Below are 23,625 nucleotides of genomic sequence, written 5' to 3'. Positions count from 1 at the left end.
CCTCAGATAGGCTGAGGCGGTTCGGCGGCTGTCGCACCAGAACGCCGCCCCCAGGACCGCCCCGCGCGACAAGCTGACGAGGAAACCGACTTTGGCCAACTCGGCGGAAAGGCTGAATCCGAACTCTGAGTTCATCCCGACCGATCATGTGGGAGTCCTGCTCCAGGAAGCCAGGCTCCGATCGGGTCAGGATCTACGCATTGTCGCTGACGACTTGCGGATCAAGTATCACCATCTTTTGGCGATAGAGGCCGGCCATTTCGAAGACCTGCCGGGATCCACGTACGTTGTCGGCTTCATCCGGGCCTACGCGGAATACCTCGGGCTCGACGCCGAAGAGATCGTGCGTCGCCACAAGGACGGTCCCGCCCCCCGAAGCGCCGCCCCGCACTTGGACTTCCCGTCCCCCGCCAATGACAGCGGCGTGCCCGCCGGGGCGCTTCTGCTCGTCGCCTTGATACTGGCCGGATGCGCGTATGGCGTGTGGTACTGGATGTCGTCCAGCAACACGTCGATCGCGGAGCTGATTCCCGAGATCCCGGCGCAACTCGCCGAACTGATCGGCAGCGACGACGACACCACGTCGGGGCCCGAGGCGCCCGCGCCGGAGACGGCACCCGACGCCACACCCGGCACGGATCCGGCGGGGCAGACCATCCCAGGCGAGAGCACGCGGGGCGCCGATGGCACGCAGCAGGCGCCCGGCACGCCCCAGGGGCAGACTACCACCCCACCGGCAGCGGACGCGCCGACCGGCGGGCTTGCCGCCTTGAGCCCGACCACGCCCGACGCCGCTGAGGATGCCACCGAGGACGGCGACGATGCGACGATCGACCCTGTCCCCGATGCGGTCCCCGATGCGGTCCAAGACGGGGAGGGCGCCGTTGGTGAAGGCCCCGTTGGTGATGGCCGGGGCGGCGAGGTCCCGGGCCGTGCGGTGACGGACAACGGCCGACCGGTTCCGCCCGCGCCCCCCGAACCGGCGGTCAGCGACGCGGGGCCCGATGCGTCTGCGGATCCGATGACCGATACGGCCGAGGAGCCTGCGCCTTCGGGGGGCGCCGAGTCTCCAAGCGACTCGGCGGATGCGCCCGTTGAGGCGGCGGACGCGGTCGCTCCCGAGACACCGGCTGAGACACCAGCCGAGCCGGCCGAGGCGACGGCTGACGCCGTGCCGACCCTTCCGGAGCCTGAAACCCCCGACACGGCGACGACGGAGCCGCCCGAGGTGCCGACGCCCGAGGCGACCGAAGCCGCCGAAGAGCCGGCCGCCGAGGACCCGCCGCCGGCCTACGTCGGGCGCGCCGCGCCGTCGGACGTGGCCCAGGCCGCTGGCGCCTCGCGCATCGTTCTGCGCGCCAACCAGGATTCCTGGATCCAGTTGCGGCAGGGCGGCGAGCTGGTGGTGCGCCGCCTGCTGCGGCGGGGCGACGTCTATGCGGTGCCCGGCGACGGTACCTACGCCCTCAACACCAGCAACGCGGGGGGGCTTGAGGTCTATGTGGACGGACGGCGCGTGCGCAACATCGGTCCCGTCGGCGCACCGCGCAACGGCGTCCGTCTGTCGCCGTCCGCCTTGAACTGACCCCGGCCGTCGCCTTATACCAGGGACCGTGCGCGCCGTGCGCCGCGCCCGGCGGGGTGCCCATACCGCGTGCCCAGCCGTCAGACGCCAGAGAGGGGTTCCATGTCAGTCCGACCCTATCGCGAGATTGCCCGCCGCCGCAGCCGTCAGATCCATGTCGGCCCGGTGCCGGTTGGCGGTGACGCGCCGGTGACGGTCCAGACGATGACGAACACCATTACCGCCGATGTCGCCGCCACGGTGGCCCAGATCCGGCGGATGGAAGAGGCGGGGGTGGATATCGTCCGCGTCTCCTGCCCGGACGAGGCCGCGACCGAGGGGCTGCGCGATATCGTCAAGCAGGTTTCGGTGCCGATCATCGCGGACATCCACTTCCACTACAAACGCGCCATCGAGGCCGCCGAGGCCGGCGCCGCCTGCCTGCGCATCAACCCGGGCAACATCGGCTCGGCGGAGCGTGTGCGCGAGGTGGTGCGGGCCGCCAAGGACCACGGCTGCTCCATGCGGATCGGCGTCAACGCCGGATCGCTGGACAAGCACCTGCTGGAGAAGTACGGCGAGCCCAACCCGGAGGCGATGGTCGAAAGCGCCCTGGAACACGCCAAGATCCTGGAAGACAACGACTTCCGCGAGTTCAAGATTTCGGTCAAGGCGTCCGATGTCTATCTGGCCGTCGCGGCCTACGAGGCGCTGGCGGAGGCCTGTGACTACCCCCTGCACCTCGGCATCACCGAGGCCGGCGGCACCCGCGTCGGCACCGTGAAGTCCTCCATCGGCATGGGCTGGCTGCTCAAAAAGGGCATCGGCGACACCATCCGCGTCTCGCTCTCGGCCGATCCGGTCGAGGAGGTCAAGGTCGGCTTCGATATCCTGAAGAGCCTCGACCTGCGCCACCGGGGCGTGCGCATCGTCGCCTGCCCGTCCTGCGCCCGCCAGGGCTTCGACGTCATCAAGACCGTCGAGATCCTGGAGGAGCGGCTGGCGCACATCGGCACGCCGGTGTCGCTGTCCATCCTGGGCTGCGTGGTGAACGGCCCGGGTGAGGCGCGCGAGACCGATATCGGCATCACCGGCGGCGGCACGCTCGCCAACGAAGGCTCGGCCAACAAGGTTTATATCTCCGGGCTGGCGCACCACAACGTCGGCAACGCCGAGATGATCGACCACATCGTCGATCTGGTCGAGAAAAAGGCCGCCGAGATCGAGGCCGCCAAGGCGGCCGCCGAGTCCGCTGCTACCGAGTCGGCCGGCACGGCGGCGGCCGAATAAAGCGGGCGGCGGAACAGAGCGCGCGCGGCGCACCCTCGTCCGTCCGATCCGACCACGAGGGATGCGCGATGACCCCTGAGTTTCTGTTGACGGCCTTGGTGGTCGTCCTGGTGCCGGGCACGGGCGTTCTGTACACCTTGGCCCAGGGGCTGGGGCGCGGCGCCCGCGCCAGCGTGTTCGCGGCGTTCGGCTGCACGCTCGGTATCCTGCCCCAAATCGCGGCCAGCATCGCCGGTCTGGCGGCGGTGCTGCACACCAGCGCCCTTGCGTTCCAGGTCATCAAGATCCTGGGCGTGCTCTACCTGCTCTATATGGCCTGGAGCATCGTGCGTGAGGGCGGCGCCCTGTCGGTCACGGAGGATCGCGCCGCGCCCGCCGTGCCCGCGTGGCGCATCGTGCGCGACGGAATCCTGCTGAACATCCTGAACCCGAAGCTGTCACTGTTTTTCCTGGCCTTCCTGCCGCAGTTCGTGCCGGCCTCGGCGGCCCATCCCACGCTGGCCATGTTGCCGCTGGCCGGCGTTTTCATGGCGCTGACGTTCGTGGTGTTCGTCGGCTACGGCGTGTTCGCGGCCACGGCGCGCCGCCGTGTGCTCAGCCGGCCGGACGTCCTGCGCTGGGTGCGGCGTGGAGTCGCGGGCACCTTCGGCCTGCTGGGGCTCCGGCTGGCGCTGGCGGACCGGTAAACGGCCCTGCCGGCGCCCGGTTTGTCCCCGGATCGGTCCGCGCACCGTTGCAAAACGCGGGCGCTCTGAATAAGACGGGACCACACAGGACGGGACCGCGCTGGCGGCCCCGCCGGACCCCCGTCGTTCGAGTCCCAAAGGACCCCTTCCCATGGCCGCCCTGCAACCCGTGCGCGGGACCCACGATCTTCTCCCCGACGCCGCCCGCGCCCACCGTGCCGTCGAGGCCCGCGCCTTCGAGGTCGCCAGCCGCTTCGGCTTCGGCGAGATCATGACGCCGATCTTCGAGTTCACCGAGGTGTTCAAGCGCACCCTGGGCGACACCTCGGACATCGTCACCAAGGAGATGTACACCTTCGAGGACCGGGGCGGCGAAAGCCTGACCCTGCGGCCCGAGGGCACGGCCGCCATCGTGCGCGCCTTCATCTCCGGCGGGCTGGCCCAGCAGGTGCCGGTCAAGGCGTTCTATCGCGGCCCCATGTTCCGCTACGAACGCCCGCAGAAGGGCCGCCAGCGCCAGTTCCATCAGGTGGGCATCGAGATCCTGGGCGTCGAAGGCCCCGCCGCCGACATCGAGGTCATCGCCTGCGGCGCGCATATCCTGGAGGCGCTGGGCCTCGGTGGCACCGTCACCGTGGAGCTGAACACCCTGGGCGATGTGGAAAGCCGCGCCGCCTATCGCGAGACGCTGGTCGCCTACCTCCAGGGCCGCAAGGGCGAACTGTCCGAGGACAGCCTGACCCGCCTGGAGAAGAACCCGCTACGTATTCTCGACTCCAAGGACGAGGGCGATCGCGCCGTGGTGGCCGAGGCGCCGATCCTGGCCGACAGCCTGAACGACGCCTCGCGCGATTTCTTCGCCCGCGTCCAGGAGGGGCTCGCCGCCCTGAACGTGCCGATCGAGATCAGCCCCCGGCTGGTGCGCGGCCTGGACTACTACACCCACACGGCGTTCGAGTTCACCACGACCAAGCTGGGCGCGCAGGGCACCGTCCTCGCGGGTGGGCGCTATGATGGGCTGGTCAAGCAGATGGGCGGTCCGCCGACCCCGGGCGTGGGCTGGGCGGCGGGCGTTGAGCGCCTCGCCATGCTGCTGGCCGATCCGCCGCCGGCGCCGCGCCCCCTGGCGGTCATCCCGGCCGGGGCCGAGGCCGACACCCTGGCGCTGACCGTCACCGACCGGCTGCGCCGGGCCGGCTACGCCGTCGACCTGGGCTATTCCGGCAACATGGGCAAGCGCATGAAGCGCGCCAACAAGATCGCCGCCCGTGCCGCCGTCATCCTGGGGCCGGACGAGATCGCGGCCGGCGCCGCCACCGTGCGGGACCTGGACAGCGGCGACCAGGAGGCCGTGCCGTTCGACGCCCTTGAGGGAGCCCTGGACCGCTTCCGGTGACGGACGCTTCGGCGGGCGACAGCCCCGGCGGCCACGGGGACGGGCTCGACCGAATGGTGGTGGTGGGCGTGAACCACCATACCAGTTCCATGGCGCTGCGCGATCAGGTGGCGCTGGAGGACGATGCCATCCCGGGCTTCCTCGGCCGCCTGCGGGCCAACGGCCTGACGCAGGCACTGGTGCTGTCCACCTGCGACCGGGTCGAGATCATCTGTGTTGCTGCCAACGCCGACGTGGCCGAGACCACGGCCGAGGTCGCGCTGTGGATCCTGGCCGAGAAAGGGCATGTCAGTCCCTGCGCGTTGCGGGCCGCGTGCTACGTGCTGCGTGGGGGCGATGCTGTGCGCCATGCCTTCGCGGTGGCGTCCTCGCTGGACAGCCAGGTGATCGGCGAACCCCATGTGCTGCGTCAGGTCAAGGCCGGCTACGCCGCCGCGCGGGCGGCCGGGCTGGTGGGGGCTGAACTGGAACGCGTGATGCAGTCCGCCTTCGCCTGCGCCAAGCGCGTGCGCAGCGAAACCCGCATCGCCGAGGGTCCGGTCTCCGTCGCCTCCGCCGCCGTGCAGGTGGCGCGCGACCTGCACGGGGACCTGGACGGCTGTTCGGCCTTGCTGCTGGGCACCGGCGAGATGGGCGAACTGCTGGCGGAGGCGTTCCAGGCCCACGGGCTCGACCGGCTCATCGTGCGGGCGCGCCGCCGCTTCCGGGCCGAGGCGGTGGCGCGGCGCCTGGGGGCGCACGTCAGCGCGCACGAGGCCTTGATCGACGACATCGTGGCCGCCGACATCATCATCTGCTGCACCGGCGGGCGGGAGCACATCGTGGGCGTGGACACCGCCCGGCAAGCCGCCAAGCGGCGCCGCCAGCGCCCCGTGTTCATCGCGGATGTCGCCGTGCCGGGGGACGTGGAGCCTGCGGTCAACACCGTGGACAACGCCTTTCTCTACGATCTGAACGACCTGGAGGGGGTGGCGATGCAGGGGCGCGCCCACCGCGAGGGCGAGGCCGAGGCCGCATGGCGGATCGTCCGCGAGGAAGTCTGCCGCTTCCAGAAGGGTCGGATCGAGCGCGCGGCCGCCCCGGTCATCACCCTGCTGCACGCCCGCTTCGAAGCGGAGCGCGCCCGTGCCCTGGCGGAGGCCCATGGCGATGCCGACAAGGCCACCCGCCTACTGGTCGGGCGGTTGTTGCATACCCCGTCAGAGGAACTGCGCCGTCTGGCGGTCGGTCCGACTGAGAACCTGCGCCACGCCGAGAACGTCACGCGGCGGCTGTTCCGGCTGACGGAGGCGGACGCGACGGGGGCGTCGGATGACGGGGCGCCCAGGGACACAGGGGGAACCGGCGGGTCCTCCGCGCCACCTTAGCGGACTTCGGCCTCTTGCGCGTCCCGTCCGCCCGCCGTAACACCAACGGCCCGACCGTCCCCGATCACGAAAGCGACCGCCGACCATGAGTCTGGACGAAAAACTCACCCGCGTCGTCTCGCGCCACGAGGAACTCGGCGCGCTGCTGTCCGGTCCGGACCTGGACGCCGCCGACATCCCGCGCCTGTCGCGGGAGCTGTCGGAGCTGACGCCGATCGTCGAGGCTATCGAAGCCCTGCGTGCCGCCCGTGCCGAACTGGCGGATGCCGAGGCCATGCTGGCGGACCCGGACATGCGTGAGCTGGCCGAGGAAGAGGTCGGCCGCCTGCGCAAGGCCGTGCCGGAGATGGAGCAGGCCGTGCGCGTCCTGCTGCTGCCGAAGGACGAGGCCGACGAGCGCAACGCCATCCTTGAGGTCCGCGCCGGCACCGGCGGCGACGAGGCGGCCCTGTTCGCGAGCGAGCTTCTGCGCATGTACGAACGCTACGCCGCCGCGCAGGGCTGGCGGGTCGAGATCATGGAGGCCAGCGACACCCCCATCGGCGGCATCAAGGAGGCGGTGGCGACCATCTCCGGCCGGGACGTGTTCGCGCGCCTGAAGTTCGAGTCCGGCGTCCACCGGGTGCAGCGCGTGCCGGCGACGGAGGCCGGCGGGCGCATCCACACCTCCGCCGCGACCGTGGCGGTGCTGCCGGAGGCCCAGGCCGTCGACGTGCATGTGGAGGACAAGGACCTGCGCGTGGACACCTACCGCTCCCAGGGCGCCGGCGGCCAGCACGTCAACACCACGGACTCGGCGGTGCGCATCACCCATATCCCCACCGGCATCGTCGCCGCGTGCCAGGAAGAGAAAAGCCAGCACAAGAACCGCGAGAAGGCCATGCGGATGCTGCTCGCCAAGATGTACGACGAACAGCGTCGCGCCGCCGACGAGGCCCGCGCCGCCTCGCGCAAGAGCCAGGTGGGCAGCGGCGACCGGTCGGAGCGCATCCGCACCTACAACTTCCCCCAGGGCCGTGTGACCGACCACCGCATCAACCTGACGCTCTACAACCTCGACAAGGTCATCACCGGTGAGGCGCTGGACGACGTGATCGACGCCCTGATCGCCGAAGACCAAGCGGCGAAGCTGGCCGAGGTGGAGTAGGCGCGCGCGGACGGGAGCAGAGTGGGATGACGGATCGGCCCACGCTGCCACCGGGTATCGGCCCCCACGAGGGGCGCGAACTCGACCTGATGCTGTCCGGCGAGAAGCCGCTGGCGCTGTTCTGCGATGTCGTGCCGTCCGCATTCGACTGGCCTGACGCCCAGTTCGCGCCGCATGTGGCCGCCGGCCGGATCGTCGCGCGCGAATTCTGGACAGACGGCCCGGACGACGCCCACCGGGTCCGGCACCTGTACTATGCGCAGCCGGACGAGGCGTGGCGCATCGAACGCGCCCACGCCCTGGTCACGGCGTCGTTCGACTCCTGGGGGCCGGAGGCCGCCGCCGCCTGTGCGGACCTCGGGCGCCTGCTGGGCTACCGCGAAGCCGATATCCAGGCGTTTCTGGACTGGAGCGACCGCAACGTCGGGCGTCTTCGGTAACCGGTGATCCGGAACCCGAAGGTGTGTCGGCTATGCCGCTTGTTTTCCCGTCACCCCCAGCGCCGTCCCGACACCGCCCCCTTCCACGGTCAGGGGCGGGCCGTGTCTCCGGTGTCGACGGGGGTGCCGCTGACGCGGGTGTCCTCCGGGGCCCACAGGCCCTCCAGCACCGAGACGAAGGCCGGATAGAGCACCTGGTTGCCGTGCGGACTCAGGTGGTCGCCGTCAAAGAACAGCGGCGTCTCTCCGTCGAAAGCGTGGCAGACCTCGCCCGGGCACAGCACGGGGAACGGATCCCACACCGTCAGGCCGTCGGGAAAGCGCTCCTGCAACGTGGCCAGGGAGGCGACGATGGGCGCGCGCCACTCCTCCAGAAAGGCCCGGTCGATGCTGAGCCCGCCCTTGCAGATCGGATTGCTCCGGTTGAACCAATCGGAACATCGGAACGGCGGCGACGGCAGGATCGGTTTCGGCGCGTCCACGATCACATGCAGGCCGTGGCGGTTCAGGCGCTCGATAATGGCGGACGCCTGATCGACGGCGCCGTCGCGTTCGGCCTGGCCGGCCTCCATCCAGTGCCGCACCGGCGCCTGATCGAAGGTCGCCCATTGATCGGCGAGCCGAAACACCCGCAGGGACGCGAAAAAGACCACATCGCCCGGTGTGGCCTGAGCCTCGATGGTGCTGAGGATGTGCTCCAGCGTCTGCTGGCACTCCGGGTCCGTCACCATCTTGACCATCAGGCTGACGATGCGGCAGCGGGCGTTGTGGAACGTCACGGTCTTGACGCCGAGCTGCTCCTGAAGGTCGGAAAACAGTGTCCCGTAAGCCAGGGCGTGGGAGTCGCCGACGGCGAACAGACTCCGGTCCGCAAATGGCTTGCCCGCGCGGTCTTCCGGCCTCGACGGGAGGGCCGGGATCACGTGCCACGTCGCGATATCACGGGTCACCGACAGGCTGTAGTCCATTTGCCCGCGGAACAGGTGGTTCGCGGCCCCATACACCAGCCCGATACAGACAAGCCCGCCGGCAATGCGCAGGAGCGGCGGGCGACGGGTCACCACCGGGCTGCGCCGCAGCGCGTTCTCGACCAGATGGTACGAGGCGAAGGCGCTGGCCAGGGTCACGGCCACGGCCGCGGCCATTTTGGGGACGGTGTCCAGGCCCACCGTCCAGCGGAACAGCACGTAAACCGGCCAATGCCACAGGTAGAGGGAGTAGGAGGTCTTGCCCAGGTAGACCGCCACCGGATGACGCAGCAGCCCGTGCAGCGGTGAGCCGTTGCATTCCGGGCGCGCCACGGCGGCGATCATCAGGCCGGTGCCCACCACCGGCAGGAACGCCCAGGGCCAGGGGAAGGTGTCCTCGGCGGAGAAGACAAAACCGGCGGCCGCGACGGCCATCCCGGCCCCGAGCACGAGGGTCGCGGTCCGGGGGGAGGTCGGGAGCATCCGGCCCTGGGCGTGCGCCTTGAACAGCAAGGCCCCGGCGGCCAACTCCCAGAACCGGCTGAACAGCAGGTAGTAGGCGGCCTCCGGCATGGTTCGCCCCATCCACCAGGCGGCGCCTAACGAGGCGATGGCCAGCGCGGGCAGCGTGGCCCGCGCCAGCAGGGAGCGGAGATCCCCCGTATCGCGCATGCGGGCCCACAAGAAGAAGATCGCCGGGAACACCAGATAGAACTGTTCTTCGACGCCCAACGACCACGTATGGACAAACGGATTGAACTCGACGCGCGGCGCGAAATACCCATCGTTGAAAAGAACGAGCGCAACGTTGCTGAAACCGAAGAAGGCCGCCAGCCCGGTGTTTTCGGTGGCGCCGCTCAGCCAGGACCGGGGGATGAACAGAACGGTCAGCAGCGTCACCACCAGCAGGCAGAGCAGCAGCGCCGGAATGATGCGGACGATGCGACGCGCATAGAAGTTTGTAATAAAGCGCCAGAGGTTGAGGTGGCTGGTGTCGAACAGCGATTTTGTGACCACGTACCCGGAGATCACGAAAAAGACGTCGACGCCGGTGAACCCGCCCGGCAGCAGACTGTCCTTGAGATGGAACGCCATCACCGACAGCACGGCCAAGGCGCGCAAACCATCCACTTCGGTCAGGTATCCCCGACCGTCCTGCCGCTCCTGGGGTCTCATCCCGTATGGCCTATGTCGTGACTCACGAGGTGGCACTTATAGCAGGGCCGCGCCCAGAATTGCATAGCGGACATTGGGCCGTAAACTAACGGTATGTGTGCGCGGGCGGGCGCCACACGCGGGCTTTCGTCCCCTCTCCCGCCGCGCTATCACGGGGCGGCGCCCCCAGCACTCCCGGAGCAGCCCCGTGTCCGACAGCATCTACAGCGGCCTTCAGCAACTTGGGCAGGCCACCCGAATGCCCGCCAGCCCGGACGAGGCGACCCTGGAGCGGGTCCCGAACCCGCAGGCGGACGTGGCCTATTGCGTCCGGTTCACGGCGCCCGAGTTCACCTCGCTGTGTCCACTGACCGGTCAGCCCGACTTCGCGCATCTGGTGATCGACTACGTGCCGGGCGGCTGGTTGGTTGAAAGCAAGTCCTTGAAGCTCTACCTGGGTTCGTTTCGCAACCACGGGGCCTTTCACGAGGACTGCACCGTGTCCATCGGCCGCCGGCTGGTCGCGCTGCTGGAGCCGGCGTGGCTGCGCATCGGCGGCTACTGGTATCCGCGCGGCGGCATTCCCATCGACGTCTTTTGGCAGACCGCCGCCCCGCCGGAGGGCGTGTGGATCCCGGATCCGGGCGTGCCACCCTATCGCGGACGGGGGTAGCCACTGCCGATCCCGTTGGCGCGGGGTTTGCTTGGGATATTCCCGCTTTCTGTGTCCACGCTTCCAGGGAACGCCCGCCATGACCCAGGATACCGCCGCCGTTTCCGCCGCCGCCACGCTTGCAAGCCTGACCGGTGCGTCGGACCCTGCCTCCAAGGCCGCGCAACGGGCGGCCGCCGCGGATGAGGCCTGGGCCGACACCTGGGCGACCATCAAGGAAAAGGGCTTTTCCGCCTTCGTCGAGGATCTGGAGAAGGAAAAACTGGAAAAGCTGCGCGCGGAGCTGCTGCGCACGTTGGGTGTCACCGAAGAAGACCTGGAGGAGATGGATCCCGCCGCGCGGGGCGCCCTGGAAGCTCGGATTTCACAGCAAATCCAAAAGCGTCTCGCCGCCGCCTCGCTGATGAACGCGGAGGGCAAGGACGGTCAGGACGCCGTGATCCAGGAGGCGTTGCAGGTGTTGCAGGGGGTGGGCGGCGCCTTCACCGGCGCGTCCATCCCATTGGGTGACAGGGCCGCGCTCGGCGACCCGACTCAGGGGCTTCCCGGAACACAGAGCCGCCTGGGGCGGGACATGCTGCTGACGCTTCAGCAGGCGGACGACGACACCAAGGCCGGCCTCACGGACGTCCGCGACAGCCGGGCGCGCGGGCGCGGCCTGCCCACGGGGTAGCGCCCCCGGCCGGGTCACCCGGCACATCTGACCTACGTTCCGGCAAAAGTGTCCCGGTCCGACGGGGCGCATCGCGTGCGACTCCGCGCTGTGCGCCCCGTCGGCGTGTGCGCGCACGCCGGGCATGCGTGCACCCACGATTCGCTCAAAACGCGCTAATCCAAACCGAGTGTGCGGCGCGTATCAGTGGCGCGCCTGCGTGTAGGGGTTTTTCGGAGTGACCGACGTTGAAACGCGTTAGCGTATTCAATCGTCGGTGCGACGTGCGCATTCTACGCAATGGGCGATAAACGTTCTATAAGCACTATAGGATGGCGCCATGTTGACACCGTGGTTTTCCTGTCTCCTGTTGCGGGGGGCCGTCGTCGGGCTCGCGGCGGGCCTGATCACCGGCGCAGGGCCAGCGGGCGCCGCGGCTCCCCCCCCGACGTCCCTCATCTCGGACGATTTGGTGAATGAGATCCGGGGCTGGCTCGACACGCCGGTCGTGGACCTGTCCATTGCGGCCAAGAACGAGGCAACCGCGGATCTCCGCCAATCCGACGTCGATAGGCTCGACCGGCAATGGCGTGCCGAGGTGGAGACCGACGACCAACCCCTGATTACGGAAATCCTGTCCAGTCCGCTCTCGAATTATCTGCTGCAAATTCAGGCCGGATCGCTGGGCCTGTATGCGGAGATTTTTGTCATCAACAACGTGGGTCTCAATGTCGGTCAAAGCGCCATCACGTCCGACTACTGGCAGGGCGATGAGGCCAAGTTTCAGAAGACCTATGATGTTGGCCCGGATGCCGTGTTCATTGACGCGCCGGAATTCCATGAAGGCACGCAGACGTGGCGCGCGCAGCTCAGCCTGACGATCAACGATGACCTGGGGCGCAAAAGCGGGGTCGCGACGGTCGAGATTAATTTGACCGAACTGAGTCGTAGAAAATGACTCGTTGAGACGGGGGACGAATCGGATGATGTCCTGGCTTAATTCTCAGCCTATATCACGCAAGTTCATTCTGGTGTTTGCGATCATTTTTCTGGTTATTGTGGGAAGTGGCCTTGCCATCGGATATGAAGTTTCGAACGCGCGCAGCAAGGTTCACGATTCTCAGCGCATCTCTAGTATGGCTGTCGACTTGAACGAAGTCTTCGGCGCGGCGACGGAGCAGCTTCTGGCCATCCGTGGCCTTCTGATCACCGGCGATCGCAGGATGATCGAACATTACACCGCCAGCGGTAAGGTGTTCGACGAGACGCTTGTCGATCTGAAGTCGAAGCTCATGACTCCGCGCACCAGGGCCCTGGCCGACGCAATTCAGGAGACGGTCGAAACGTGGCGCAGCACTGTGGCCGAACACCAGATTCGCCTGATGCGTCAACCTCTGACCGTGCCGGAAGCGAAGGTACTGGAATACATTGGCCGCGGCGATGTCTTTTTCGCGGACTTGAAGCGGGACTACGAGGCCTTCCAGGACCTGGCCCAATCCCTCAACACCCAAACACTGGCCGATACCGATACCGCCTTCACTGTCACCCTGATGGCGAGCGTGGCTGGTCCCGTGCTTTCCGCCGTGATCGCCGTCGTGGCCCTGCTTCTCCTGACCCAGACCATTGCCCGCCCGATTTCCAGCATGACCGGGGTTATGAAGCGGCTGTCGAACCGCGACTACGGGGTCGCTGTGACCGGCCTCGGGCGCCGCGACGAGATCGGGCAGATGGCCCAGACCATCGCCGTGTTCAAGGACGGTCTGGCCGAGGCCGACCGCCTGACCGAGGCTCAGAAGCGCGACGCCGAGGCCCAGACCGAGCGCGCGCACCGCATCGACACCCTGTGCTCCGGTTTCGACGCCTCGTCCTCGCGCACGGTCAACGCCGTCGCCAAGGCGGCGGGCGATCTGCACACCAACTCCGAGGGGATGAGCGCCACCGCCGAGGAAACCTCGCGTCAGGCGACCATGGTCGCGGCCGGCTCGGAGGAGGCGTCCACCAACGTCGGCACCGTCGCGGTCGCGACCGAGGAACTGACCGCGTCGATCGAGGAGATCGGCCGTCAGGTCACCCAGGCGTCGCAGGTCGCCTCCACCGCCGTCGCACAGGCCAACGAGACAAACCAGAAGATCAAGGGGCTGGCCGATGCCGCGCAGAAGATCGGCGACGTGGTGAGCCTCATCACCGATATCGCGGCCCAGACCAACCTGCTCGCCCTGAATGCCACCATCGAAGCGGCGCGCGCCGGGGAAGCCGGCAAGGGCTTCGCCGTCGTCGCGTCCGAGGTCAAGAACCTCGCTAACCAGACCTCGCGGGCGACCGACAGCATCGCCGCGCAGATCGGCGGGGTGCAGACCTCCACCAAGGACGCCGTGACGGCGATTGAGATCATCACCAAGACCATCGCCGACGTCGATGAAATCGCCGCTTCCATCGCCGCCGCGATCGAGGAGCAGACGGCGGCGACTCAGGAGATTGCGCGCAATGTGGAGCAGGCCTCGCACGGCACGCGCGAGGTGTCGGAGAATATCACCGGGGTGAAGGATGCCGCCGACGACACCGGGCGGGCCGCCGACGGCATCCGGCAGGCCGCGCAAAGCCTGACGGAGGAGGCCGAGACCCTGCGCCGCGAGGTCAACCGCTTCCTGTCCGACGTCCGCAACGCGTGACGCGACGGGCCGGCGTTGCCGCGTCCAGTAGACGGCCCTCTCCAGGGGTGCTACGCCGAGATCCGACCGGCTCGGCGCGGCATACGCCGCCCGCCGCGCCTTCACCATCCGTGTTGAGGGACACATGATGCAGACGGGTCCATTGCCTTTGAGCCGCCGCCGGGTCCTGACCGGTATGGCCGCCGTTGGGGCCGCCCTTGGGACCGCCACGGGAGCCCCCGGGGGGCTGGCGGGCCTGCCCTGGGTCCGCCCCGCCCGGGCACAAGACGCGATCACGCCGGGCGCCAACGCGGTGCTGCTGGTGATCGACATGCAGAACTGCTTCCTGCCCGGCGGGACCCTGCCGGTGGAGCACGGCGACGAGATCATTCCGCTCATCAACACCCTGGCCGCCAAGTTCCAGAACGTGGTCATGACGCAGGACTGGCACACGCCGGGGCACATCTCGTTCGCCTCCAGCCACGCCGGCAAGCAGCCGTTTGACACCGTCGAGTTGCCCTATGGCCCCCAGGTGCTGTGGCCGGACCACTGCGTGCAGGGCACCGACGACGCCAAGCTGGCCGCTGATCTGAACGTCGGCTACGCCCAGCTCATTATCCGCAAGGGCTATCACCCGAACATCGACAGCTATTCAGCCTTCCTGGAAGCGGATCGCGAGACTCGCACGGGGCTGGCCGGCTATCTGATCGAACGCGGCCTGACCGACGTTTATGTGGTCGGTCTCGCGACCGATTTCTGTGTCTCGTGGTCGGCGCAAGACGCCCGGGCCGCCGATCTGAAAGTGGCGGTGGTCGAGGACGCTTGCCGGGGCATCGACCTCAACGGTTCGGTCGCCGCCGCCTGGGAGGCGATGGAGGCCGCCGGGGTTCGCCGGATCCAGTCGTCCGATTTCGCCTAAGGGCGGTTAAGCCGGATCGGGCGTGCCGCGCCCGATCCGCGGTCCCGTCTTTTCGGACCGCCTGTGCGGGCCGCCTCTGTCGGATGCCGTCATGTCCTCCGCCGCGCCGCCGCGCCTGTATGTGGCCGTCACCCCGCACGGCTATGGCCATCTGGCGATGACCGGATCCGTGTTGGCCGCGCTCCGCGACCGGCGGCCGGATATCGCCGTGACGCTCGAAACCACCCTGCCCGAGTCCATTGTGCGGGCGCGGGTGCCGGGGCCCGTCACCCGGGTGGCGGAGACCGAGGACTTCGGCCTCGCCATGGTGAACGCCACCACCTTCGATCCGGGGGCCAGCGCCGCGCGGTATCAGGCGCTGCACGCGGACTGGGACGCGGTCGTGAACCGGGCCGCGGCGCGCATGGCGGCGCATGCGCCCGATCTGGTGCTGTCCAACGTCGGGTACATCGCGCTCGCGGCGGCGGCCCGGCTGGGGATTCCCGCGCTGGCCCTGGGGCCGTTCACCTGGGCTCACATCTATCGGGCGCATATCCTCCCCGCCCAGCCCGCTGCCGATCCCGAGGCATCGGCCATCCTGGACGCCATGGAGCGCGCCTATCGCGGGGCGTACGCCGTGCTGGCGGCGGAGGGCGGCCTTCCCTTCGAAACCCTGCCGAACGCCCGCCCGGTCGGTCCCGTGGGGCGGTTGGCGCGCGCGCGGCCGGACGCGCTGCGTACCGCCTTGGGAATCGGGTCGGATATCCGGCTCGCTCTGGTCACCTTCGGCGGTGTCGGGGCCGGGCTCAGCCTGAACCGCTGGCCGCGCGACACCGGCTGGCTCTGGTTGGTCCGCGGCGGTCTGGCGGCGGACCATCCGGACGTCCGCGATACGGAAGCCCTGGCCGACTGGACGTTCCAGGACCTGCTGGCGTCCTGCGACGCGGTCCTGACCAAGCTGGGCTACGGCATGACGATGGAGTGCGGTCTGAGCCAGCGTCCCACGCTGTACTGGCCCCGCACCGACGGCTGGATCGAGGAGCCGTACCTGCGGGCCTGGCTGGGGCGCTATGCGTCGCTGCGGGCCGTGGACCCGGTGCGCCTGCAAACGGGTGACATCCAGGCGGATCTGGCGGCGGTGCTCGCCCAACCGGTTCCGGGGCCGCCGCCGCGCCCCAGCGGTCCGGACGACGCCGTCGATGCGATTGAAGCCGCTCTGGACGGATGCCCCCGGTCGCGGTAGTGCGGCGCTTTTGGGGGTGGCGCGCAGCAGGGGGGGGCATGTCATGCCGCGACCGGAATGGCTCTCGGGGCCGAAGCCCTGTATAAAGGGCGCGCGTTTTGAACCACCCCTGCCACCCCATGCCGTTCTGTCTGAGCCCTTGAGTCACTTGAAATACGGGCCGTGGGCCGGCGTTCTGGCGCACGGCGTTCCAGTCCGAACCCTGTCATAGGCGGGAGACCTCTGCATGTTCACGATCGACGTCACGGATCACGCCGAGTTGATGGCCGCGCTCCAAAGTGTGCAGGGGGGGGAGACGATCGTTCTTGAGGCGGGCGACTACGGCGACCTCCACCTGAATGCCGAGGACGTCCCCAGTCTGCGGGATCTGGACACCACCGTGACGATCACGTCGAAAGATCCACGGGCGCCGGCGCTGTTTACGGGCTTGGAGGTCACCGGCGCCGACAATCTTACCTTCGATCACCTCCAGTTTTCCTACGACGCGGCGCCCGGGGCGAAATGGTTTGAGCGCCCGTTTCAGGTCGTGGACGTCGACAGCGTCACGTTCCGCCATTCCACGTTTCTCGGCGATCTCGCCGAACGAACGGGCACGCCCGTGGACGGCTATGGGACGGGCTTCGGCCTTCGAATTGCGGACAGCGAGAATATCACGGTCGAATCCAGTGTGTTCGCGACCTTCCGTCAAGGGATCGTTCTTAGTAATGTCGAGAATTCCAGGGTGACCGGCAACGCGATATTCAATATGTCGGGCGACGGGATAAAAGCTTCTGAATTAAATAAAAGCCTTATTGAAGGAAATTACGTTCACGATTTTCATGCGTCCCCCAAGGACAATTGGCATTTTGATTTGATTCAAATTTTTTCCAATGTCGGGCGCAATATTCGCCCCTCCTCGGACGTGACCATTCGCGGGAATGTCCTCGACAGTGGCGACGGCATCGCCACACAGAGTATCTTCATCGGCATTGGGGGCGCCCACGGCCGCAGACTGGATCGAGATTTTCACTTCCAGGATATTTTGATCGAGAACAACCTCATTCACAATGCCCACCTCAACGCGATCGCCGCCGCCACCACGGACGGACTGGTCATTCGCAACAACACCCTTGTGCATAACGCGGACATCAATCACGGGCGGGTGTCGATTCCGCGCATCGTGTCATCGGCCGACTCCACCAACGTTCAAATCTACGACAATATTTTGCCCGGATCGGTGGCCTTTTCCGCGACCGATCCGGGTAGCGGCGCGTGGAACAATTTCGTCACGCAGGATAAGGACCCCAGCCAGCCGACCTATGTTCAGAACGTCTTTTCGGATGCGCTGGGCGGGGGCAAGACCCAGGTCCTGACGGATCTGCAACTCCGACCCGACAGCGTGGCCGCGGGCCTCGGCGCGAGCTTGGATCGGGTCGACGCCGTTCCGAGCGGCGATCTGGCGCCCCGCATCGAACTGAGCGCCGCCCGCGCCTACATGGGCGACCCCATCACGCTTGATGCCAGCCTGGCCGGGTTGGAGGGTGGACCTTCGACCGCGCCTGGCGCCGCCTATGCCTGGACGATCGTGGACGACGCCACCGGGGCCGTTGTGGCCGACATGAAGGGGGCCGCCGTCGAGGTCACCCCGCGGGATTTCGGTTCGTATACGGTCCACCTGACGGCACGCGCCGCGGACGGAACGGTCGCGACCAATGCGACCCGGCTGGAGGTTCTCGATCCACGGTTGATGGCCCATGATTTCACGTCGGGCCGCCTGGTGGACATGTCGGGCTACGGCGGGGACGCGACCATCGAACGGGGCGCCCGGTTCGAAGAGGCCGACGGCCGCACCAGCCTGCATCTGTCGAAACACGCCACGGTCGCGTTGGACCAGCGCGGCGACTGCGATGAGCTGTATGGTCTCGACGCCTTCACGATCGAGTTCGGTATGCGACGGGACTATCTGGCCGGCGGGTGGGGCGATATCTTCCGTATGCACACGTCGACCGAAATCGGCGTCACGCGGCAGGCCGAGATCGGGGTCTCGTTGGCCACGCAGGCGGGCGAGGAGGTCCAGGTCACGACCTGGGGGGCCGGCCTGAGGGATACCGATTGGCACCTCGTCGCCGTCCGCTACGAGGCGGCGCGGGGGCAGTTGGACGTCTTTGTGGATGGCGCGTTGCGGGGGACCGGCGACATCACAGGCAAGACTCTGGGGCCCGGAGCCTGGGCCCCGACGCTGGGCAACCCCTGGAAGGACGGGTTCATCGGGGACATCTCTCATATCACCATGTACGCGACGCCCCTCCCCGACGAGGCCCTGCGCGCGGCGTGGGATGCCTTTCAGGCGGGGAAGATCGAGTCCGGCATGATCGATCTGCCGCTCTCGCATGGTCCCGATGGGATGGATTTCGGCGCCGGCGGATCGGAATAAGTCCGGCCGACGAACGACCAGACATCATTCGTCGGCGGATCGGCCCCGTCGTCTTGTCTATTCCCACTCGATGGTGCCGGGGGGCTTGGACGTGACGTCATAGACGACGCGGTTGACGCCCTTGACCTCGTTGATGATGCGGTTGGCCACGCGCCCCAGGAAGGCGTGGTCGAACGGGAAGTAGTCCGCCGTCATGCCGTCCGTCGCGGTCACGGCCCGCAGCGCCAACACATAATCATGGGTGCGGCCATCGCCCATCACGCCGACGCTGCGCACCGGCAGCAGCACGGCGAAGGCCTGCCAGATGGCGTCGTACAGGCCGGCGTTGGCGATTTCCTCCAGATAGATGACGTCGGCCTTGCGCAGGATGGCCAGCTTCTCGCGCGTCACCGGCTGGTCGGGCAGGCGGATGGCCAGCCCCGGCCCGGGGAAGGGATGGCGGCCGACCATGCTCTCGGGCAGCCCCAACTCGCGGCCCAGGTCGCGCACCTCGTCCTTGAACAGCTCCCGCAGCGGTTCCACGAGCTTCATGTTCATGCGTTCGGGCAGGCCGCCGACGTTGTGGTGTGACTTGATGGTCACGGAGGGGCCGCCTGCGAACGACACACTCTCGATCACGTCCGGATACAGCGTGCCCTGGGCCAGGAAGTCGGCGCCGCCGATCTTCTTCGCCTCTTCCTCGAACACGTCGATGAACAGCTTGCCGATGGTCTTGCGCTTGACCTCCGGGTCGGTCTCGCCCTCCAGCGCGTCCAGGAACAGGTCGTCGGCGTGGCGCACCACAAGCTGGATGTTGAAGCGGTCCCGGAATACGCTCTCCACCTGCTCGGTCTCGCCCTGGCGCATCAGGCCATGGTCCACGTAGACGCAGACCAACTGATCGCCGATCGCCTCGTGCACCAGGGCGGCGGCCACCGCGCTGTCGACCCCGCCCGACAGGCCGCACAGAACGCGACCGCCGCCGACCTGCGCGCGGATGCGGGCGATGGCCTGATCCTTGAACGCCGCCATGGTCCAGTCACCGCTGCAGCCGCACACATCGTGGGTGAAGGCCCGCAGCAGCGCGGCGCCGTGCGGGGTGTGCGTAACCTCCGGGTGGAACTGCACGCCGTAGAATCGGCGGGCGTCGTCGGCGATGGCGGCGAAGGGCGCGCCGTCGCTGGTGCCGACGATCCGGAAGCCGGGCGCCAGCGTGTCCACGCGGTCGCCGTGGCTCATCCACACCTGCTCGCGGTTGCCCGCGGCCCAGACGTCCTGGAACAGGGCGCAGTCGTCCGTCACATCCAGGAAGGCGCGGCCGAACTCCCGATGGTCGGAGGCCGCGACCCGTCCGCCCAACTGCTCCACCATCGTCTGCTGGCCATAGCAGATGCCCAGAACCGGCAAGCCCATCCCGAACAGCTCTTGCGGCGCGCGCGGGGTCCCCATCTCGGTCACCGACGCCGGACCGCCGGACAGGATCACGCCCTTGGGATCGAACGCGCGGATGCTGGACTCTGTGACGGCGTTGAACGGCTGGATCTCGCAGTAGACCCCGGATTCCCGCACCCGGCGGGCGATGAGCTGGGTAACTTGGCTGCCAAAATCGATGATGAGGATGCGGTCCATGGACGGGCGGACTCCGGCGACGGGAACAGGGGAGGAGCGTGGCCCGTTCTATATCAGGGAGCGTGGCGCGGATGCATCACTCAATTGCTCCGGCACTTGACCCCGATCCGAATCGGGTTCATGTCATGGGCGCCCAACCCCGGGGCGCAGCGCAACCACACCAGGAGCAGGCATGGCCAAGGAAGACGCCATCGAGTTTAACGGTACCGTGACGGAACTGCTGCCGAACGCGATGTTCCGCGTGAAGCTCGACAACGAACACGAGGTTCTGGCCCACACCAGCGGCAAGATGCGCAAGAACCGTATTCGCGTGCTGGCCGGAGACCGTGTGAACGTGGAAATGACCCCCTACGACCTGACCAAGGGTCGCATTACCTTCCGCTACAAGTAGGCGGCCTTCGTGACCGGCCCCGAGTTGGGTTCACCGAGGGGTGACGACCCGGACGGGACGTCCGCGACACCCGATCGGCGGGCCGACACGACACACCGGACGGGCGCGGTCCTGGTTCTGGCCTCGGCGTCACCGCGTCGGCTTGACCTTCTGGCCCGCATGGGTGTGGTGCCGGACCGTGTGGACCCCGCCGACCTCGACGAATCCCCCCTGCCGCGTGAACTGCCCCGCGACCACGCCCGCCGTTTGGCCCGGGCGAAGGCCGAGGCGGTGGCCGCGCGCCATCCCGGCGCCTTCGTGCTGGCCGCCGACACGGTGGTCGCGCGCGGACGCCGCATCCTACCCAAGGCCGAGGACCGCGAGACCGCCCGCCGCTGCCTGACCCTGCTGTCGGGGGAGGGGCACCGCGTCTATGGTGGCGTGGTGCTGATCGGGCCGGACGGCCATGTGTCGGAGCGCCTGGCCGAAACGCGGGTGGTGTTCAAGAGCCTCGATGCCGGGGAACTCGCCGGCTATCTGGATGGGGGAGAGTGGCACGGCAAGGCCGGTGGCTACGCTATCCAGGGCCGCGCCGAAGTGTTTGTGCGCCAGCTTGTCGGCTCCCATTCCAACGTCGTGGGGTTGCCCCTGTTCGAGACGCGCGCGCTGCTGCGCGGCCGGGGGTACCCCGCGCCATGAGCGGGGCCGCCCGGCGCGACCCACTTGCGGCGGCCGAGGGGGCTGAGGCCGCCCTGGTTGTTTCTCGGACCCCCGGCGAGGTCCGGGTGGCGCGGCTGGACCATGGCGCGGTCACCGGCGTGCTGCATCACCGCTCCTGGGCGGCGGGACCGGGCGCCGTGCTGCTGGGGCGCCTCGGGCGGCGGGCGCCGGACGGCCGGGCGTGGTTCGTCGATCTGGGGCCGTGGGGCGACGGCATTCTGGACGCCCGCGAGATGACGGGCGCGCCGCTGCCGGAGGGCACCGCGCTGCTGGTGCAGGTGCGCCAGACGGCCCGCGTCGAGTCCCATGGCGGCACCAAGGCGGCCCGCTTGACCCGGGCGGTGGCCCTGACCTCGCGGCGGTTGGCGTTGGGCGGGCGGCGTCCCGGCGTGGCGGCCTCCAAGCGGTTCGCTGACACGACGGAAAAGGCGCGGCTGCTGCACGTGGCCCGGGCCTGCGTGGCGACGGGCGAGTCCCTTGTGGTGCGGGCCGGCGCCGCGGGCGTGGACCCGGACACCCTGATGGCCGATCTGGCGCGGCTGCGCGGGGCCTGGGAGGACTTGATGGCCCGGGTGGAGAGCGCGAGTCCCCCGGCCCTGCTGTCGCCTGCCCCGGTGGATTGGGGGGTGGTGCTGGGCCCGCGGGATTCAGCGCCGGCCCTGGCGGTGCTGGACGACACCTCGGCGCGGAGCGCGCTGGAGGCGGACTTGGCCATGTGGTCGGATGATCCGCCGCCCATCATCCCCTGGTCCGGTGCCGACGACCTGTTCGAGGCGGCGGGGGTGGCGGAGGCGCTGGACGCGGCCCTCGATCCCGTGGTGCCGCTGCCGGGGGGCGGCCGGCTGGTGATCGAACCCACGGCGGCGCTGGTCGCGGCGGACGTGGATGCCGGTGCGGGCGATGCGCGCGCCGCGAACGCCCAGGCGCTGGCGGCTCTGCCCGGAGAACTGCGCCTGCGGGGGTTGGCTGGATCCATCCTGATGGACCTCATTCCCGGCGGCCCGCGTCTGACAACGGCGGACCGGGCGGCCTTGGAAGCGGCGCTCGCCGCCGATCCCTGGCCGGCGCGGCTGGCGGGGATCTCGCGGCTCGGCCTGCTGGAGGTGTCGCGCGAACGGCGCGGGCCGACCCTGGCGGACACCGTGTCCGGCCCTGCCGGGCGGGCCCTGGCCGCCTTGCGCGATGCTGATCGGGCGGCGCGGGCCACCCCGCCCCCGATCGCCCTTATGATACACGTGGACCCGGAGGCGGCCGCCCTGCTGCGGGGGCCGCTGGCGGCGGCCCTGCGCGATCTGAGCGCCCGCCGGGCGGTTCGTCTGAGCGTGCGGGAGGCGGCGCCGGGCCTTGACGGGGCGCCCCGCGTCGCCCCACCGTGAGCCCGTTTCGTATTCGATCCGTCCCCAAGGAGGCGCCGCATGGCTCCGGTTGATGATGCGAACGATGACACGAAGGGTGTCGCCAAACCGGTTCCGGCCCGCCTGAACACCGCCGCGTGTCCGGTCTGCGGCAAGCCGACAACGGCGCGCTATCGCCCCTTCTGCTCAAAACAGTGTGCGCATGTGGACCTGTCGCGCTGGCTTGGTGGCGGTTATGTGGTCCCGGGGCATGAGCCCGCAGACCCCGACGTCCTGGCCGAGGCTCTGAGCGCGCGGGACGGTCGGGGCGACGTCGACCGGGGAGAGGACTGACGGCGGGTCCGACCTGCGCTACTGTATGATCCGGAGCCCGGCGGTCGAGACCGCGCCGGTTTTTGCGTCGGCTCCACCCATCCCGCCCCCGTCGAGGGCGGGCTGTGGACGCGGCGCTCGGGACCGGTGCGCGTTCTCGGATCGGAGCGCGTCGGTCATCCGGGTGCTGTGTGATCCGATGCGGGAGCGGTCCTGCGTGCGAAAGGGGGATCATGGCACCGTCGTCCGACCCGGCTGCGCCGCGCGATGAGACAGATGCGCGCCGGAGCCGCCTGGCCGTCCAGGCGAACCCGGCCGAGCGCCTGGACTATCGCGTCACGTTGACCCAGCCGATTCCGGTGGACTCCGCTGGGGTCCCTGCCCGTGCGGGGCCCGCTGTGCTGGTGGTGGACTATGTGCCCGACCGCGTGGTGCTCGACCCGGTGGCGTTTTCCCGCTATGCCGCCGCCCTGGGGGCCATGACGTGGCCGGGACTGGAGGCGCTTGGGGTGGCCATCCTGGACGATGTGAACAACGAGGCCGTGCCGCGCTGGCTGCGAGTCGTGGTGCGGCGCGGCCGACACAGGGTATGGCTGATGGACCGGCAACCGGGGTGGGGCGACGCGCTTGGTCTCACCGATGGGGGCCTGACGGACGGGGCCCTGAGGGATCCGACGGGCGCCCCCGAACCGGCGTTCGGCTCCGGGGACGGAGGCTGAG

The 23,625-nt window shown here is 68.7% G+C and carries 21 protein-coding genes; 19 read left to right on the top strand and 2 right to left on the bottom strand.

Annotated elements, in window-relative coordinates; translation table 11 throughout:
* The first annotated feature begins 91 nt into the window (after window positions 1-91).
* From GGD82_RS09980 to GGD82_RS09950, 7 genes are all read left to right on the top strand, one after another.
* A complete protein-coding gene (locus tag GGD82_RS09980; protein WP_150061521.1) occupies window positions 92-1,585 on the top strand; it encodes a RodZ domain-containing protein in 1,494 nt (497 codons plus the stop codon).
* Between the two features lie 102 nt (window positions 1,586-1,687).
* Entirely contained in the window at window positions 1,688-2,854 is a 1,167-nt protein-coding gene (gene ispG, locus GGD82_RS09975; protein WP_150061522.1) for a flavodoxin-dependent (E)-4-hydroxy-3-methylbut-2-enyl-diphosphate synthase, read from the top strand.
* Window positions 2,855-2,922: 68 nt separating this feature from the next.
* Window positions 2,923-3,540, top strand: coding sequence for a LysE family translocator (locus tag GGD82_RS09970; RefSeq protein WP_150061523.1), 618 nt, complete (start codon window positions 2,923-2,925; stop codon window positions 3,538-3,540).
* A gap of 151 nt (window positions 3,541-3,691) precedes the next feature.
* A complete protein-coding gene (gene hisS / locus GGD82_RS09965) occupies window positions 3,692-4,936 on the top strand; it encodes a histidine--tRNA ligase (RefSeq protein ID WP_150061524.1) in 1,245 nt (414 codons plus the stop codon).
* Entirely contained in the window at window positions 4,933-6,303 is a 1,371-nt protein-coding gene (gene hemA, locus GGD82_RS09960; protein ID WP_246163739.1) for a glutamyl-tRNA reductase, read from the top strand. Before hisS ends, hemA begins: the two co-directional genes overlap by 4 nt.
* Window positions 6,304-6,388: 85 nt before the next feature.
* Window positions 6,389-7,450, top strand: a complete 1,062-nt coding sequence (gene prfA / locus GGD82_RS09955) for a peptide chain release factor 1 (protein ID WP_150061525.1) — start codon at window positions 6,389-6,391, stop codon at window positions 7,448-7,450.
* Window positions 7,451-7,476: 26 nt separating this feature from the next.
* Window positions 7,477-7,890, top strand: coding sequence for a hemin receptor (locus GGD82_RS09950; protein WP_150061526.1), 414 nt, complete (start codon window positions 7,477-7,479; stop codon window positions 7,888-7,890).
* 89 nt (window positions 7,891-7,979) lie between these two features.
* Here GGD82_RS09950 and GGD82_RS09945 read toward each other — a convergent pair whose 3' ends face one another.
* On the bottom strand, window positions 7,980-10,034 hold the full coding sequence (locus GGD82_RS09945; protein WP_150061527.1) for an acyltransferase family protein: 2,055 nt from the start codon (window positions 10,032-10,034) through the stop codon (window positions 7,980-7,982).
* A 238-nt stretch (window positions 10,035-10,272) separates the two neighbouring features.
* Between GGD82_RS09945 and queF the strand changes: the two genes are divergently transcribed.
* From queF to GGD82_RS09910, 7 genes are all read left to right on the top strand, one after another.
* Window positions 10,273-10,686: a preQ(1) synthase gene (gene queF, locus GGD82_RS09940; RefSeq protein ID WP_221240766.1), complete on the top strand. Its 414-nt coding sequence runs from the start codon at window positions 10,273-10,275 to the stop codon at window positions 10,684-10,686.
* A 79-nt stretch (window positions 10,687-10,765) separates the two neighbouring features.
* Window positions 10,766-11,359: a hypothetical protein gene (locus GGD82_RS09935; RefSeq protein ID WP_150061529.1), complete on the top strand. Its 594-nt coding sequence runs from the start codon at window positions 10,766-10,768 to the stop codon at window positions 11,357-11,359.
* A gap of 319 nt (window positions 11,360-11,678) precedes the next feature.
* Window positions 11,679-12,296, top strand: a complete 618-nt coding sequence (locus GGD82_RS09930; RefSeq protein ID WP_211364720.1) for a hypothetical protein — start codon at window positions 11,679-11,681, stop codon at window positions 12,294-12,296.
* Between the two features lie 178 nt (window positions 12,297-12,474).
* Window positions 12,475-14,007 carry a methyl-accepting chemotaxis protein gene (locus tag GGD82_RS09925; protein WP_170284185.1) on the top strand — a complete coding sequence of 511 codons (1,533 nt, stop codon included), beginning with the start codon at window positions 12,475-12,477 and terminating at the stop codon, window positions 14,005-14,007.
* Window positions 14,008-14,131: 124 nt separating this feature from the next.
* The gene (pncA, locus tag GGD82_RS09920; RefSeq protein ID WP_246163742.1) at window positions 14,132-14,905 is read left to right on the top strand and encodes a bifunctional nicotinamidase/pyrazinamidase; all 774 of its coding nucleotides are present in this window, start codon (window positions 14,132-14,134) and stop codon (window positions 14,903-14,905) included.
* Window positions 14,906-14,996: 91 nt separating this feature from the next.
* The gene (locus GGD82_RS09915; protein WP_150061531.1) at window positions 14,997-16,127 is read left to right on the top strand and encodes a hypothetical protein; all 1,131 of its coding nucleotides are present in this window, start codon (window positions 14,997-14,999) and stop codon (window positions 16,125-16,127) included.
* Window positions 16,128-16,353: 226 nt separating this feature from the next.
* Entirely contained in the window at window positions 16,354-18,540 is a 2,187-nt protein-coding gene (locus GGD82_RS09910; protein ID WP_150061532.1) for a right-handed parallel beta-helix repeat-containing protein, read from the top strand.
* A 57-nt stretch (window positions 18,541-18,597) separates the two neighbouring features.
* Here the strand turns inward: GGD82_RS09910 and guaA are convergent, their stop codons facing one another.
* Window positions 18,598-20,148: a glutamine-hydrolyzing GMP synthase gene (gene guaA, locus GGD82_RS09905; protein WP_150061533.1), complete on the bottom strand. Its 1,551-nt coding sequence runs from the start codon at window positions 20,146-20,148 to the stop codon at window positions 18,598-18,600.
* A gap of 172 nt (window positions 20,149-20,320) precedes the next feature.
* Here guaA and infA point away from each other — a divergent pair, with 172 nt between their 5' ends.
* The 5 genes from infA (at window position 20,321) to GGD82_RS09880 (ending at window position 23,624) form a co-directional block, all read left to right on the top strand.
* Complete coding sequence (infA, locus tag GGD82_RS09900) at window positions 20,321-20,539, top strand: translation initiation factor IF-1 (RefSeq protein ID WP_150061534.1); 219 nt, start codon at window positions 20,321-20,323, stop codon at window positions 20,537-20,539.
* A gap of 159 nt (window positions 20,540-20,698) precedes the next feature.
* Window positions 20,699-21,217: a Maf family protein gene (locus GGD82_RS09895; protein ID WP_246163755.1), complete on the top strand. Its 519-nt coding sequence runs from the start codon at window positions 20,699-20,701 to the stop codon at window positions 21,215-21,217.
* The gene (locus GGD82_RS09890; RefSeq protein WP_150061535.1) at window positions 21,214-22,614 is read left to right on the top strand and encodes a ribonuclease E/G; all 1,401 of its coding nucleotides are present in this window, start codon (window positions 21,214-21,216) and stop codon (window positions 22,612-22,614) included. Before GGD82_RS09895 ends, GGD82_RS09890 begins: the two co-directional genes overlap by 4 nt.
* Before the next feature lie 39 nt (window positions 22,615-22,653).
* Window positions 22,654-22,926, top strand: a complete 273-nt coding sequence (locus tag GGD82_RS09885; protein WP_150061536.1) for a DNA gyrase inhibitor YacG — start codon at window positions 22,654-22,656, stop codon at window positions 22,924-22,926.
* Between the two features lie 212 nt (window positions 22,927-23,138).
* Window positions 23,139-23,624 carry a hypothetical protein gene (locus GGD82_RS09880; RefSeq protein ID WP_184013262.1) on the top strand — a complete coding sequence of 162 codons (486 nt, stop codon included), beginning with the start codon at window positions 23,139-23,141 and terminating at the stop codon, window positions 23,622-23,624.
* Window position 23,625 lies beyond the last annotated feature (1 nt).

The organism is Roseospira marina (assembly GCF_014197855.1).
Classification (GTDB): Bacteria; Pseudomonadota; Alphaproteobacteria; order Rhodospirillales; family Rhodospirillaceae; genus Rhodospira; species Rhodospira marina.
This window is presented reverse-complemented; position numbering and strand designations above follow the sequence as displayed.